At 54.9% G+C, this 13,436-nt stretch carries 13 protein-coding genes; 4 read left to right on the top strand and 9 right to left on the bottom strand.

Annotation, left to right across the window (positions count from 1 at the left end; translation table 11 throughout):
• Nucleotides 1-33 precede the first annotated feature (33 nt).
• The 7 genes from EV681_RS15045 to EV681_RS15015 form a co-directional block, all read right to left on the bottom strand.
• Nucleotides 34-1,476 carry an FAD-dependent oxidoreductase gene (locus tag EV681_RS15045; RefSeq protein WP_130304441.1) on the bottom strand — a complete coding sequence of 481 codons (1,443 nt, stop codon included), beginning with the start codon at nucleotides 1,474-1,476 and terminating at the stop codon, nucleotides 34-36.
• Complete coding sequence (locus tag EV681_RS15040; protein ID WP_130304440.1) at nucleotides 1,473-2,261, bottom strand: SDR family NAD(P)-dependent oxidoreductase; 789 nt, start codon at nucleotides 2,259-2,261, stop codon at nucleotides 1,473-1,475. The genes EV681_RS15045 and EV681_RS15040 overlap by 4 nt, the downstream gene beginning before the upstream one ends.
• Nucleotides 2,254-3,066 carry an SDR family NAD(P)-dependent oxidoreductase gene (locus EV681_RS15035; RefSeq protein ID WP_207227079.1) on the bottom strand — a complete coding sequence of 271 codons (813 nt, stop codon included), beginning with the start codon at nucleotides 3,064-3,066 and terminating at the stop codon, nucleotides 2,254-2,256. The genes EV681_RS15040 and EV681_RS15035 overlap by 8 nt, the downstream gene beginning before the upstream one ends.
• 132 nt (nucleotides 3,067-3,198) lie before the next feature.
• Nucleotides 3,199-3,609 (bottom strand): nuclear transport factor 2 family protein, encoded by a 411-nt coding sequence (locus tag EV681_RS15030; protein WP_130304439.1) that lies wholly within the window; start codon nucleotides 3,607-3,609, stop codon nucleotides 3,199-3,201.
• 73 nt (nucleotides 3,610-3,682) lie between these two features.
• Nucleotides 3,683-4,798, bottom strand: coding sequence for a C4-dicarboxylate TRAP transporter substrate-binding protein (locus EV681_RS15025; RefSeq protein WP_130304438.1), 1,116 nt, complete (start codon nucleotides 4,796-4,798; stop codon nucleotides 3,683-3,685).
• 68 nt (nucleotides 4,799-4,866) lie between these two features.
• On the bottom strand, nucleotides 4,867-6,168 hold the full coding sequence (locus EV681_RS15020) for a TRAP transporter large permease (RefSeq protein ID WP_130304437.1): 1,302 nt from the start codon (nucleotides 6,166-6,168) through the stop codon (nucleotides 4,867-4,869).
• A gap of 10 nt (nucleotides 6,169-6,178) precedes the next feature.
• Complete coding sequence (locus EV681_RS15015; RefSeq protein WP_130304436.1) at nucleotides 6,179-6,709, bottom strand: TRAP transporter small permease subunit; 531 nt, start codon at nucleotides 6,707-6,709, stop codon at nucleotides 6,179-6,181.
• Nucleotides 6,710-7,003: 294 nt separating this feature from the next.
• Here EV681_RS15015 and EV681_RS15010 point away from each other — a divergent pair, with 294 nt between their 5' ends.
• Nucleotides 7,004-7,687 carry a GntR family transcriptional regulator gene (locus EV681_RS15010; RefSeq protein ID WP_130304435.1) on the top strand — a complete coding sequence of 228 codons (684 nt, stop codon included), beginning with the start codon at nucleotides 7,004-7,006 and terminating at the stop codon, nucleotides 7,685-7,687.
• Between the two features lie 167 nt (nucleotides 7,688-7,854).
• On the opposite strand, the gene EV681_RS15005 is transcribed toward EV681_RS15010, so the two are convergent.
• Both EV681_RS15005 and fic read right to left on the bottom strand, forming a co-directional pair.
• Nucleotides 7,855-8,160 (bottom strand): addiction module antidote protein, encoded by a 306-nt coding sequence (locus tag EV681_RS15005; RefSeq protein ID WP_130304434.1) that lies wholly within the window; start codon nucleotides 8,158-8,160, stop codon nucleotides 7,855-7,857.
• Nucleotides 8,161-8,291: 131 nt separating this feature from the next.
• Nucleotides 8,292-9,389, bottom strand: coding sequence for a protein adenylyltransferase Fic (gene fic, locus EV681_RS15000; RefSeq protein WP_130304433.1), 1,098 nt, complete (start codon nucleotides 9,387-9,389; stop codon nucleotides 8,292-8,294).
• Between the two features lie 303 nt (nucleotides 9,390-9,692).
• Between fic and EV681_RS14995 the strand changes: the two genes are divergently transcribed.
• The 3 genes from EV681_RS14995 (at nucleotide 9,693) to EV681_RS14985 (ending at nucleotide 13,398) form a co-directional block, all read left to right on the top strand.
• Nucleotides 9,693-10,565, top strand: a complete 873-nt coding sequence (locus tag EV681_RS14995; RefSeq protein ID WP_130304432.1) for an alpha/beta fold hydrolase — start codon at nucleotides 9,693-9,695, stop codon at nucleotides 10,563-10,565.
• A gap of 400 nt (nucleotides 10,566-10,965) precedes the next feature.
• Complete coding sequence (locus tag EV681_RS14990) at nucleotides 10,966-11,904, top strand: LysR family transcriptional regulator (RefSeq protein WP_130304431.1); 939 nt, start codon at nucleotides 10,966-10,968, stop codon at nucleotides 11,902-11,904.
• Nucleotides 11,905-11,919: 15 nt separating this feature from the next.
• Nucleotides 11,920-13,398: a sulfatase-like hydrolase/transferase gene (locus tag EV681_RS14985; RefSeq protein WP_130304430.1), complete on the top strand. Its 1,479-nt coding sequence runs from the start codon at nucleotides 11,920-11,922 to the stop codon at nucleotides 13,396-13,398.
• The last annotated feature ends 38 nt before the right edge of the window (nucleotides 13,399-13,436 follow it).

Here is a 13,436-nt window from a genome sequence, read left to right as displayed (position 1 = left end):
GTTAGTCTGTCTCATCAAAAAAATCCAAATACATCATCCCGCTGCCGTACTCTGCTCAACATTCTGCGCCGCATCTCTGGCCGCAGACACCCCCGCAATACGCCCAATAGTCAACGCATTCGCGATGGAGTTGCCGCCACCCACGTACCGGTTGCCCAGCACGCCACCGCCTGCTTCGCCTGCCGCATAAAGGCCTTTAATCACCGCGCCCCGTACATCGCATACACGTGCTTCAGTGTCGATGGTCAGGCCCGTGTGTGTGCACACCAGTTCTGCAGGGCATGTCCGGGCCGCGTAGTATGGCGGGTGGGCGATGGGCTCAAGGGGCTTTGTGTCGCCCTTGTTTTGCATGGTCGCCTGGCGCAGGAAGTCCGGGTCTTGGCCATTGGGCAGTTGTTCGTTCCAGCGCGCAACAGCAGCAGTCAAATGGTCTGCCGGTACGTGCATTTTGGCGGCGAGTTCTTCCAGGGTGTCCGCACTTAGCATGTACCCTGCCCTGGCGTCTTGCTCAATGCGTTCTTTGTTCCAGTGGGCGTAGCCGTCGGGCAGCGCGTTGCGCGCTTTTTCATCGAACACGTTCCATACGCTGCCACCGTTGTCACGCACAATGCCGGGCGATACCGCATAGGGAATGTCTTCGTTCATGAACCTGTCGCCCGCCTGATTAATGTAGATCCGCGAGCGTGGCGGAAAGCCAGACTGCCAGTGGTGCAGGCGCTGTATATAAGAGGTCACCATCAAGAGGCCCTGGCCGTGGCCGGTGAGTGCCGCGTTGGACGATTCGGCAAAGCGGATATGGTCGCCCCGGCTGCCGGGCGCGGCAACAATGAACAGGTCTTCGCCCGCTTCCAGCGTTTCGGGGTAATACAGGCGGCGCAGGTGGCTGTTATGCGCAAAGCCGCCACTGGCCACAATCACGGCAGAGGCCTCGATCAACTCACCACCAATCCGGATGCCGCGCACCTGCCCGTCTTCCACCACCAGGTCTTCTACCCGGTTATCCAGGAACAGGTCGATGCCTTTGGCCAGTCGTTGCTGGTTCAGCGCGGTAACCAGGCCATAGCCCTGGTCTTTGGGCACATGGCCACGCCACACGTCTTCCACGCCGGCCTGCATCAGGCCAGGGTCGTGAGCGTTGGTAGAGAACTTGGCGGGGAAATCTACGCCAAGTGTAATCAACCATTCCAGCGTGGGGCCCGATTCATCGCAAAAGCGTTTGATCAGTCCCGGGCGCAGGCGCCACTGATTCAGGTCCATGTAGTGCTGGAAAAACCGCTCGGCAGAATCTTCCACGCCCAGCGCACGCTGCACGCTGGTGTTGGCGGCGGTAAACATGCCAGCAGACAATTGGGTTGATCCGCCGATCTCTTTTTCCGATTCCAGAATGACCACGCGCGCGCCCTGTTCGGCGGCAGAGATCGCGGCGGCCAGGCCCGCGCCCCCAGCGCCGATCACAATCACATCCCAGTTGTTCATAAGTCGCCTCCCTGTGATACTTCGGCTGCCTCGTGATTGATACGCCAGTAGGTGCCGGCAGCAACCAGCGCGCCATCCACTGTTAGTTCACTGCCGCTCATATATGAAGAGGCTTCAGAAATAAGAAAGACCACGGCGGCGCTCACTTCTGAAGGCTGCCCGGCGCGCGCCAGGGGAATGGATTTGAGCGATGACGCAACAAAGGCCGTGGCGCTATTGACCATGGCGGTCTCGATCAGGCCCGGGTGTATGGAGTTGGCACGAATGCCCCAGGGCGCATATTCGGCTGCAGCGGTTTTAGTCAGCCCACGCAAGCCCCATTTGCTGGCCCCGTAGGCCGCGCCGTGGTAACCCAACTGGCCGGAAATGGAAGAAATATTCACGATAGACCCGCCCCCGCTCTCACGCATGAGCGGTGCCATGGTTCTCATGCCATAGAATGGGCCGGTCAGGTTCACAGCCATGACGCGGTCCCAGTTGGCATCGTCCGTGTCGCCCATGCTCTGACGATACGAGACACCGGCGTTATTGACCAACCCCACCAATGGGCCCAGATTATTTCGAATGTCATCGGCCAGCGCCTCCCACGATTTGGAATCGGTCACGTCCAGCACATGGCCGCTGGCAGAGCCGCCGTTCTCGCCAATGGCAGCGACGGTCGCGGCAGTGTCCTTGACGTCTGCCACGCAAACATGCCAACCAGCCTGGGCCAGCGCCTGCGCATGGGATTGGCCCATGCCCTGTGCACCGCCTGTAATGATTACCGCTCCCTTGGGATCAGCCATGGCGCGAGCCCCCGTCTACGCCCAGCGTCTGGCCCGATACATAAGATGCAGAATCGGAGACCAGAAACAGCAATGCGCCCAGTACATGCTCGGGCGTGCCGATATGGCCCAGCGGGATAGAGGCCAGGGCCTTGTCCATGGCGCCCGGTATTTCGCGCACCCAGTTAGTCATTTCCGTATCAATAAACCCTGGCGCCAGGGCGTTGACCCGAATGCCCTTGTCGCCCAGTTCCACCGCCAGCGAGCGGGTCAGGTTGTGTACAGCAGCCTTGGTTGCCGAGTAAATGGCCCGGCCGCGCCGTACCCGGAAGGCCGCCACAGAAGCCATGTTCACAATCACGCCGCCCGGTTGCATCACGTCTGCAGCCGCCTGTGCCCCAAAGAACACTCCGTCTACATTAACGCCGAATGTCTGTCGTACTTGCTCGGCCGTCACCGATCCTATCTCCGATTGCGGGAACACGCCGGCGTTACTGACCCACATATCCAGGCGACCAAACCGTTTGACGGCCTCTTCGGCGATCTGGACCAGGCTCTCGCTGGAGGTCACATCGCCTCTCAGGGAGGTAAGCGTTCCACCGCCTTGCGTCTTGCCATCTGCCGCCTGTGATTTGGCAAACGCCGCCTTCAGTTCTTCTTCATTGATGTCCACGCCAATCACATGCACGCCCTGGCTGGCCAGCCCTGCCGCAAAGCATGCGCCCATTCCTCTTGCCGCGCCGGTTACCACTGCCACGCGCCCGGCCAGTTCCGGATACTGTGCGAGTTTGAATGCCGGCTGTTTGTTATTCGATTGATTTTCCACTTCTACGTCCTTAATAAAAATTCATAAACACCTGTGAACGCGCGTCATCTAGCATCATCGCGTCCTGCAGGCTTGCCAACTGAAATCGGTATGTCGCCCTTAATATGCCGCCACTGCTCCCTCAACCCACCATCAATACGTCACCATGCGACGGCTCACCTGCCACCCTTGTTCCGTCATGGCCAACTGGTCGTCAAGCGTGACAATGCGCAGTATTCGCGTCTCGCCCGCCTCCTTGGTTGCCACAATCGACAAGTAAGCCCGCACCTGGGCACTGGTCGCATCGCATTCAACCACCCAGATGTTGTCAACCAGATGCCGATGGCGTTCGCCGCTCTTTTGCGCAGCCTGGCTAAACGCCTTTGAAATACCTGCCAGTTGCTCGTATCCGATTGCTGGCTGTCCATAAGTAGGCGAGTGAAATTGGCCATCCTGGGTAAAGGTATGCGCCCAGTCATCGTGCTGGCCGCTATCGATCAGATGCGCCTGCCTGGCGTAAAGGTTGCGTACTGTCGCAACGGTACTATCACGCTCGTGATTCATAGTCTGTTCCTGAAAAACGGTAATCTACCCGGGCCGTCCATGGCCCGCGCCTCTGGAATCGGGGCTGCTCCGCTTATGGCAAAACGAAGGTATCCGTATTGATCTTGCTGTAGAGTTCCTGTTCCAGCAATTTGGCCACGGCATTGGCATCCTTGCGATCAACCTTGTCCAGCAGGCCGCTCCACTTGGCTTCCAGCTTGGTGTACTGGTTGATCAGGTTCGTCGGGTCTGCAATCTTGCGTTCTTTCACGGAAGATTTGGCCAGCTCTTTGATATAACTGGTCTGGAACGCCGCCAGGGCGTCAACCAGATCCTGGTCGGGCTTGATTACCTTGATTTTCTCCTGCGCCAGCTTCAATGCTTCGTCTGCCCGGGCCGAATAACCCACCTGCTGGTCCGCCAGGCCTTTGGCCATCAGCGAGACCATAGTTTTCTTGTGCTCGGCAGACAGCTCCTTCCAGAAATCCGGATTCAGCACATAAGTCGCGCCGGGCACGGCGCCCATGTCAAGACGCGTAATGGATTTGGCAACCTCAATGAATTTCGAGTTGATCAGGTTGGGCACTTCGGCCATGGTGCAGTCCACGGAGCCACGCGACAGGCCCGTATACACGTCGCCGATGGGCACCGAAACCGGTACGCCGCCAATGCTGGCGACCCAGTCGGTTTGCGTGCCGCCCGCTGTACGGATTTTTTTACCCTTGGCATCCGCCAAAGACTGAATGGGCTTGGCACACATGAAGTTATAGATCGGCGTTGAATAGCCACCGGCAAAGATCACGCCCTGCTTTTGCCATTCGTTAATCAAATCCTTGTTGGACAGATTGATTTCGGTATAGGCAAAGGCAGCGGCCATAGGGTCCTTGACCAGAAAGCCCAGGTCGACCAGCACGTTATTCAGGGGCAGCTCTGCCGGCGTGTACCCGGCGTACACGATACCCAGTTGCGCCGTACCGTCGCGCAAGGCCTGAATGGTTGCCTTGGCCGGCACCAGCGCGCCCCCGGAATACACCGTAAAGGCAATCTCGTCATTGGTGGCTTTTTTCAGACCCTCGGCAAATTTCTGGTATGGCTCTGCATTCAGTGTATGGATGGGTTGCAGCCAGTTGGTGGCCCGGTAGCTTGCGGCCATTGCGGCGGTTGATGCCAGCAGGCTGGCAATTGCAAGTGTCATTACAGTTTTTTTCATGATTGTGCTCCTCGTTGGGTTGCAGATCGTCTGTGACAACGATCTGTCTTGGAATAATGTTCAATTGTTTATTGCATAAAAGAAGGCAGCCAGAGCGTAAGGATCGGGAAGGCGATCATGCACGCGACCGTGAAAATGTCGGCAACAATAAACCAGGTCACGCCCTTGAAGATGGTGCCCAGGGAGACCGATTTACCCAGGCTTGAGCGAATGACATACACATTTAAGCCCAGCGGCGGCGTGATCAGGCCGATCTCAAGCAATTTGACCACCAGCACGCCAAACCAGATCATATTGATGCCATAGCCATCCAATAGCGGAGACAGCACAGGCAGCGTGAGCAGCATGATGGAAATGCTCTCCATGAAGCAGCCCAGCACCAGATAAACAAGACAGATCAGGATAATGACGGTAATAAAATCAAGGCCACTGAGCGAACTGGTCACCCATACCGGCAGCGTTGAGAGCGCAATAAAGCGCGAGAAGATCGCAGCGCCCACCACAATAATAAATATGGCAGATGTGCTGACTGCCGTATCGAACAGGGCTTTTTCAGCCACCTTCAACGTAAACTGGCGCCGCACAACCGCAATGACAACCGCCAGGAATGCACCGATGGCGCCGGCCTCGGTCGCGGTAAACACACCCGTGAAGATCCCGCCCAGGACGCCGGCAATCAGCAGCGGCAACGGCCAGATGTCCCTGATCGCCTCTTTTTTTTGCTCTGCCGTATAGGTCTCATTGATTCGGGGCGCCAGGGACGGATCCAGCTTGCAGCGAATGGTAATCATGGCGATGTATACAACGGCAGAAAGCAGGCCAGGAATCACCGCCGCCACAAACAGCGTGCCAATCGACAGATCGGTAATTAGCCCATAGATAATCAACAATACACTGGGCGGAATCAGGGAGCCTAATGTGCCTGCCGACGCTACCGAGGCTGTGGCCAAAGATGGCTTATAACCAGCCCTGAGCATTTCAGGAACGGCAATGCGGGAAAAGGCGGCGGCAGTCGCCACGCTGGAGCCGCTGGCCGACGCAAAAAGCGCGCTGGCCAACACGGTCGCTGACGCCAGCCCCCCGGGTACTTTACCCAGGAAGATCCGGGCCGCACTGAACAAGCCGCGCGTTAAGCCTGCAGCCGATGCGAAATACCCCATCAGCAAAAACATGGGCACGGCCGACAGGTTCCAGTCGCCCACCAGTTCATAGGGAACGGCCTTGGCCACGCCAATCGCGGGCGTCACGCCAATAATAAGGATAATGCCCAGAAAACCCACCAGCCCCATGGCGATACCAATGGGAAAGCGTGTGGCAATAAAAGCTAGCAGCAAACAAATGCCGAGTACACCAATTAACAACGGATCCATTGCTGTTCCCTTAAATTTGTTCTGGAAGATCAGTGACATCATCGACAATGCCATGATGCAGTGGTGGGCGTCCGGTCACGATACGAAGCAACTGAAGCAAGGCGACGACGGCGCCCAAGCCCAGACCTAGCGGCAGCAAAAACCGGCTGGGCCAGGTAATCACGTTCCAGGTACTCGAATCGAATTCGCCAATCTGGTACGCATGCATGGCCGGCGCCCACAGAAACCAGGCCAGGAACCCGTAGCAGATCACCGTTGCCGCGGTACCCAGGGCGGCCATGATGACGCGGATGGGTTTTGAGGCAATGTTATAGAGCAGCTCGACCACAATGGATTCGCCGCACACTTCCACCCAGGCCAGCGGCAGGAACACAATGGCCACCATGTAGTAGCTGGCCACAATCGCCTCGCTGCCAGGGATGGGCTGATCGAACAAATACTTGCCGGCCACATCAAACGTGACCTGCAGCATCATCAGGACTAGCGCTGCCGAACACAGCAAAACCAGCGCGCGGCTGGCCAGCACAATTAATCGGTCCATGGCCTGTTCCTCCTGATCGCGGTGTCGTGTTGTGGAAAATATGGCTGCGTGATAGCGGCCCCTGCCTGGAAAACGCCCGAAGTATCAGGCGAACGCGCGGGCCTATCCGCGATGTGGATTTTTTGTCTCATGTATACACAGTTATAAAAATTGGCGGTTTTTTAGGGTAAAACCTTTGAATAAATGCCATTGTGCATACATGAAGGAAGGAAGTTTATTAGTGATTTCCCTAGTTTCGGGAATTTTACGTATACTGGAGTATGAGTCTTTTCTATTTATGTATACATGAAACCAATGAACACCCTGGCTGATCACGTCACCCACACGCTCCGTAGCTGGATCCTGCAAGGCATATTGCAACCCGGCGAGCGCCTGGAAGAAATTCCGCTGGCGGAAAAACTTGGGGTATCGCGCACGCCGGTGCGCGCGGCGCTTGGCAACCTGGGTAATGAAGGCCTATTGGAGCATCGAACCAAGCGCGGCTACACCGTGCGGGTTTATCAATATGAAGACATCATCGGCGCTTATGAAGTGCGTGCGGTGCTCGAAGGGCTGGCCTGTCGTCGCGCTGCGCAAAAAGGGCTGTCCGATCTTGCCATCAGCAAACTCAAGGCATGCCTGGCGCAAGGCGATGCGATTCTGGATAAGGGCGTGCTGTTACCCGAAGATCACGCGCCCTACCAGGAGATGAACGTCACGCTACATGAGACGCTACTGTCTGCGGCGGAAAACTCTTGGGTTACCCGATTCACCACCCAGGCGCAGACCGCGCCCTTTGCCTCGGACCGGATCATGCTGTGGGAAGATCACGGCATAATCAGCCGCTCGCACCAGGACCATCACCGTATCGTCACGGCTGTGATTGAAAAGGATGCTGCGCGGGCCGAACAGCTGATGCGCGAGCATATTTATTTTGCGGGCTTGCTGCTGCGGGATAATTACGAGCGGTTGAGTAAGAAGAATACGTCGGGGAAATAGGATGCCGACCAAGAGATAAGCGGTTGAACTATACGGTCACCCCAACGTTGGACCGGTATCGAGCTGTTGAAACGCAATTGAAATCCAAAGGCCCTAAGCGCCTTTACATGAAAATGTCCGGAATCGTTGAGCCGAGCGCAGCGACTCGGGCACCACTTTACAACAACTTAACGCCCCACTTTTGCCGTAAGCTGAATAGACGCGCCAAAAGCTTTGAGTACTGCGTTAACCGTCTCGAAACGTGGCTTGGTCTTTCCTGAGAACGTTTTATAAAGACTCTCACGACCCAGGCCAGTCGCTTCAGAGATCTGAGCCATTCCTTGCGCTTTCGCGACATCCCCTAGTGCTGCCAAAAACAGCTCGTCGTCGCCCTCTTCAATTGCGGCATTCAGATATGCGACGATATCCTCCGGTGTGGTTAAGTACTCAGAGACGTCAAATTCACTTATGACTACACCACTGACCTTTTTCATAAAATTTACCTCAATAGCACGCATATTAAGACTGAAATATCACAAACAATTGACGATGCCTGGTTTTTCACGCAGCGAGATAAAAGATCCTATCTGGCACAAATTCCTGATTAATGGGTTACGCCGTTTTATTAGCTCGGGCTGTCGTCCTCACGCGCCAGCAATCGCATCAATTCAACATTGATGAATATTTTTTCGCGTCCCAACTGAACTTCTCTCAATACATTTTGCGCAACAAGCGCCTGTAGTATCTTTGACGCCGTTTGGCGTTGGGCAATTCCCTGGTCCACAATATTGGCAATCCTGCAATAGGGCTGTGTAAAGATAAGGTCGACGAGTTCGTAGCTATAAATCTTCGGCAGGGCCTGGCGTAGTTGTTGCCGAATTTGGTCCATCAAGTCACAAATGGCGATGATTTTTTTCGACGTCCATTCAGCGGTGCTATGCGTGGCCTGCAACATATACAAAATCCATGATTCCCACTCCTGCTCTGTTGTCACTCGCAACAGCCGACGATAGTATTCTGATTTATTCTGGATAATGTAGCCGCTCAGGTAAAGAATAGGCGCTTCAAGCAAGTTCTCGGAAATCAAAAAAAGCAGGTTCAGTACACGACCGGTTCTACCGTTGCCATCACTGAAAGGGTGAATCGCTTCAAATTGATAGTGCATAACAGCCATGCGGATAAGAGGGTCAATGTCGGTTTGCGTGTGAATGAACCGTTCCCAATCTGCAAGAAGATCGCGAATTGCCCCTTCCCCGTCCGGTGGCGTATAAACAATCTGCCCTGTGGCCTCGTTCAGCAGTGCCGTACCCGGCACGCGACGGATATCCGTTTCCACCCCTTTGATGGTTCGGCATATCTGAACTGCAGTAGCCGTCGTCAGCGGCCTTGAGTTAAGTGACTGGTATCCGCGGTACAGCGCGGTTCTATAGCGCAAGGCCTCTTTCGTTGCAGGATCGGCCAGAACATTCGACTCGTCGCTCGCATACTGAAAGAGCCGGTCTGTGGTCGTAACGATATTTTCAATTTCAGAACTGGCCTGCGCTTCCAGCATAGGAATAATATTAATCAGCATTTCCTGGTTCGGAATGCGCTTTGCCATGGCCTTCAAACCCGCCAGTGAGGCCTTGGCGTCAATGCACGCTTTTAGAATGGCTTTTGTCTCGATATCCGCTTTTGGCGGCAGACGGGGTAAATCGTTATATGGCAGGTCTGGGTTAAACATACACTGGCCTTTGGAGAAAATATGTCGAATATTTTGATAATTTTAACCATATTTCGCTCATGTGTCGATTTTTTTGAATTTTTTCGACATATACGGTCAATATGTTTACGCCATCGACATATTCGTCTGATATGTCGATAAAAACGATTTATTTCGACATATCAGGATAAATGGCATCCTTGACACAAGCAAGAATTTTGTTATGCCCTTTTCCTATAGCTGAAATTTATCTGAACATCTGGTGCCCGGCAGGGGAATCACTCATCATTTGTCGTTCTCATACAAACAATGACGGAGACGAAAATGCATAAACTATTGTCGCTGGCAGTAGGAATTGGTCTTGCTGCGCAGGTTTTTACTGTTCACGCCAATGCCAGCAAAATTGCCGATACCCAGACTCAGGTTATCCAAACTCAGAAGGGAGCAAAGGTCGAGGTCTTTATCAATGGCATTGGAACGCCCATTGTCCTGCTACCGTCTCGTGGTCGGGGCGCAGAGGATTTTGATCCGCTGGTGCCTTTCCTGCAGCAAAAGGGCTACCAGGTTATTCGCCCGGAGCCGCGCGGGATCGGCAAAAGCCAGGGCCCGACAGAAAATATCACCTTGCATGACCTGGCCGATGATATCAATCAGGTTATCCAGCAAGTTGCCAAAAAGCCCGTCATCATTGCCGGTCATGCTTTCGGCAACTGGGTCGCTCGCATGACGGCAGTCGATCACCCGGACGCAGTACGTGGTGTCGTCATCATTGCAGCAGCGGCCAAAAGTTATCCGGAAGCCATGCCGGAGCTGGTAGAAAAAGTGCGTCATGCCACCGACCAGAGCGTCCCCGAAGCCCAGCGGCTGGCCGCGTTGCAATTCGGTTTTTTTGCCAAAGGGCATGATGCGCGTTCCTGGTTGAGCGGCAGCTATGGCGATGTCGCCAAGAGCCAGCGCGCAGCGGGCAAGGCCACCCCGCAGTCGGAATGGTGGTCTGGGGGACACGCTCCCTTGCTGGAAGTACAGGGCGAACTTGACCCATTCAAACCAGAGTCGACCCGCCAGGAAATGAAAGAAGAGTTCGGCTCTCGGATTAGTACAGTTGTCATCGCCAATGCCAGTCACGCGCTGGTACCGGAGCAGCCACAAGCACTGGCGGACGCGCTTGACAATTGGATCAAAACGCTCAAGCCGTGACCAAACGAACCAAAGAAGCCAGCCGCGCAGGTTGGCTTCTTTCATCACCATCATAAGTTATCTCGGCAATTCTCGACTTTAAAAATTGCGACTTTAACGGGCAGATAGGTCTGTTGGCGTCAGCCGCCCCGCCGAACGACGTCATTCAAAAACGGAGATTTGAGCATACAAAGGCGATAACGGCTGCTGATTAATCTTCCCATGGCAGAACCCGCAAGCAAACCACTATTGAGAGCCAAGGCACGCGACCTATTGACGCTGCGCGCGCTGATGCGCTGTCGACTCCATTCCCACATCCTCACCTCACTGTAGCGATTACCCGCAGCCCGCGGCACGATGTCATTGAGGGGGACATGAATTATTATAATTGGCATATGACCTATGCCTTTGGAGTTATAGCTTGAATCAACCTAGTATGGAACAATGGCGACTATTCGTTCAGATAGCTGACCTTGGTAGCCTTAGTCTTACCGCTACCGTTCGCGATGTAGCGCAGCCTGCATTAAGCCGGCAGCTTGCTGCACTGGAAAAAGCGTGCGGCGGTCGCTTATTTGAGCGTGGTGCTCGGGGAGTCCGCTTAAATGAGGTTGGACAGCGTCTTTATCCTCAAATTGTAGAGTGGCTTGCCAGGGCAGATGAGCTGTTGCTGGAAGCGCGCGGCGAGTCTCGCATCGCGTCGGGACAGGTACGTTTCGGGGTACTGGCATCCATTTCTCCGCAGCTGGTGACAGAGGTATTTAAGACGGTACGGGAAAAATTTCCCAGAATCCAGTTGCAAATTTCATCTGGACTTAGCGGTATGTTGGCCGAAGGTATTGGAAACGGCACGCTGGACCTGGCCCTATTGTCTACGAATACACGTGACTATCGCAGCCAGGAAATTCCTATCGGCAGCGTGCCACACGTATTGGTAGGCGCTCCCGGAGATGTGATCACCAGAGCTAAAACGGTCACGTTCTCGCAGTTGGACAATTTGCCCTTGCTGGTTCCCGGCGGTCGTTATGCGCTGCATGGCCTGCTGTTGCATTGGGCTCATCGAAAAAAAATCAGCCTGAATGTGGTGGCCGAGTGTGATGCATTGGATTTGCAAAAGCAGTTAATCCGTACGGCGGGCGTATATGCCATTATGGCAATCAGTGCGGTTCGCTCGGACGTGGAAAAAGGTTTTTTACAGGCCGCCGAGATTGTCTCGCCGGCGCTGCAGCGTAATCTTGTCTTGCGGGTTTCCTCTGCGAAACCGTTAACACCCGCATGCAGGGAAGTGCTGCGAATTGTCGAGCAATCGGCAATCGGTCTGCTCAAGGCCGATGCCAAACCCGCTGTTCGCAGCAAGAGATAAATAGAGAGAATGAGTATGCGTGATCAACCCAATATCCTATTCGTGATGATGGACCAGTGGCCCGCCAAGGTAATGCGTGCCGCCGGCCATCCCACCATTCTGACGCCAACGCTGGATCAATTGGCACGGCTGGGAACCAGATTTTCGCGTGCCTACTCCGAGTGTCCGATTTGTATTCCCGCCCGGCGGACAGTGATGACAGGGACAACGCCGCGATCCCATGGTGATCGCGAATTTCAGCCGTCCCTGGGCATGCCGGATTTTCCGACAGTAGCGCAATGCTTCAGGGATGCTGGTTACCAGGCGTTTGGTGTTGGCAAAATGCACGTTCACCCGCAACGCGATCGAATGGGCTTTGACGACATCTGGCTTGCGGAAGAAGGACGCCCCCAGCTTGGCGCGATTGATGATTACGACATGTACCTGGCAGATCAGGGACACGCCGGCGCCCAGTTTCTTCACGGCATGAACAACAATGATTATTTGTTCAGACCCTGGCACCTGGACGAGAGGCTGCATGTCACCAACTGGATAACCAGAGAGTCAGCGCGAATGATCAAGCGGCGGGATCCCGGCAAGCCCGCATTTTGGCATGTGTCGTATACGCACCCTCACCCTCCTCTGGTGCCATTGGAAGCCTACATGAACATGTACGAACTGGACCGGGTAGACCTCCCACTTCAAGCAGAATGGGCTGCAGGAGAACTGCCTCCCGCCTTGTCGGCGACCAGGCAGTATTGGCCAACGGAATTCAAAAACCATGAACTACAGGCGATTCGCCGCGCCTATTACGCACTGTGCACTCATATCGACCATCAATTGCGTGTTCTGATCGGCACCTTGCGAGAGGAGCAGGTCCTGGACAATACGGTCATTCTGATCTGCAGTGACCACGGGGATATGTTGGGAGATTTTGGACTTTGGGCAAAACGCGTCTTTTATGAAGCTTCCGCACAAGTGCCTATGCTGGTTGTCGGAGCTTCGGGCAGCAATAGCGTGCAAGCCAATCATGTTGATAACCGGCTGGTGGGGCTTCAAGATGTGATGCCTACCCTGTTATCACTGGCGGGATTGCCCATTCCCTCCACCGTAGATGGCATCTCCATGTTCGGAGATACCCGGCGGAACATCCTGTTCGGCGAGTGTCGGGAGAACGTTCTTGCCACCCGCATGGCGCATGACGGTCGTTTCAAGCTTATTTGGTACCCGGCCGGCAACCATTTGCAGCTGTTTGATCTTGAGACTGACCCGGCTGAACTCGTTAATCTTGCGGGTAAAAATGAATTTACCCAGGTGCAAAGCAGGCTGGAGCGGGCACTCATGGAGCACGCCTGGGGCATTGATAACGAATGGATCGTCGATGGACGACTCGTTGGGTTTTCCCCGCCTGATGCAGCTCGTAACGGTGACCGGCATTTTGGGGGGCAACGCGGCGTTCACTATCCGCCGCCGCCACTTGATGACCCAGCCAGGGCAGTTGGTTCCCCGGGCTAGAGATCCACACCATTGTAATAACAGAAAAACGAAGGAGA

Source organism: Advenella incenata, assembly GCF_004217095.1.
Classification (GTDB): domain Bacteria; phylum Pseudomonadota; class Gammaproteobacteria; order Burkholderiales; family Burkholderiaceae_B; genus Advenella; species Advenella incenata.
Note: the sequence above shows the minus strand (reverse complement) of the source record. Positions and strands in the feature narration are given on the sequence as shown.

What these genes read in the sequence shown, in the direction of transcription:
- EV681_RS15045 (WP_130304441.1), bottom strand. Translation starts at nt 1,476, where the DNA reads ATGAACAACTGGGATGTGATTGTGATCGGCGCTGGGGGCGCGGGCCTG.
- EV681_RS15040 (WP_130304440.1), bottom strand. Translation starts at nt 2,261, where the DNA reads ATGGCTGATCCCAAGGGAGCGGTAATCATTACAGGCGGTGCACAGGGC.
- EV681_RS15030 (WP_130304439.1), bottom strand. Translation starts at nt 3,609, where the DNA reads ATGAATCACGAGCGTGATAGTACCGTTGCGACAGTACGCAACCTTTAC.
- EV681_RS15025 (WP_130304438.1), bottom strand. Translation starts at nt 4,798, where the DNA reads ATGAAAAAAACTGTAATGACACTTGCAATTGCCAGCCTGCTGGCATCA.
- EV681_RS15020 (WP_130304437.1), bottom strand. Translation starts at nt 6,168, where the DNA reads ATGGATCCGTTGTTAATTGGTGTACTCGGCATTTGTTTGCTGCTAGCT.
- EV681_RS15015 (WP_130304436.1), bottom strand. Translation starts at nt 6,709, where the DNA reads ATGGACCGATTAATTGTGCTGGCCAGCCGCGCGCTGGTTTTGCTGTGT.
- EV681_RS15010 (WP_130304435.1), top strand. Translation starts at nt 7,004, where the DNA reads ATGAACACCCTGGCTGATCACGTCACCCACACGCTCCGTAGCTGGATC.
- EV681_RS15005 (WP_130304434.1), bottom strand. Translation starts at nt 8,160, where the DNA reads ATGAAAAAGGTCAGTGGTGTAGTCATAAGTGAATTTGACGTCTCTGAG.
- fic (WP_130304433.1), bottom strand. Translation starts at nt 9,389, where the DNA reads ATGTTTAACCCAGACCTGCCATATAACGATTTACCCCGTCTGCCGCCA.
- EV681_RS14995 (WP_130304432.1), top strand. Translation starts at nt 9,693, where the DNA reads ATGCATAAACTATTGTCGCTGGCAGTAGGAATTGGTCTTGCTGCGCAG.
- EV681_RS14985 (WP_130304430.1), top strand. Translation starts at nt 11,920, where the DNA reads ATGCGTGATCAACCCAATATCCTATTCGTGATGATGGACCAGTGGCCC.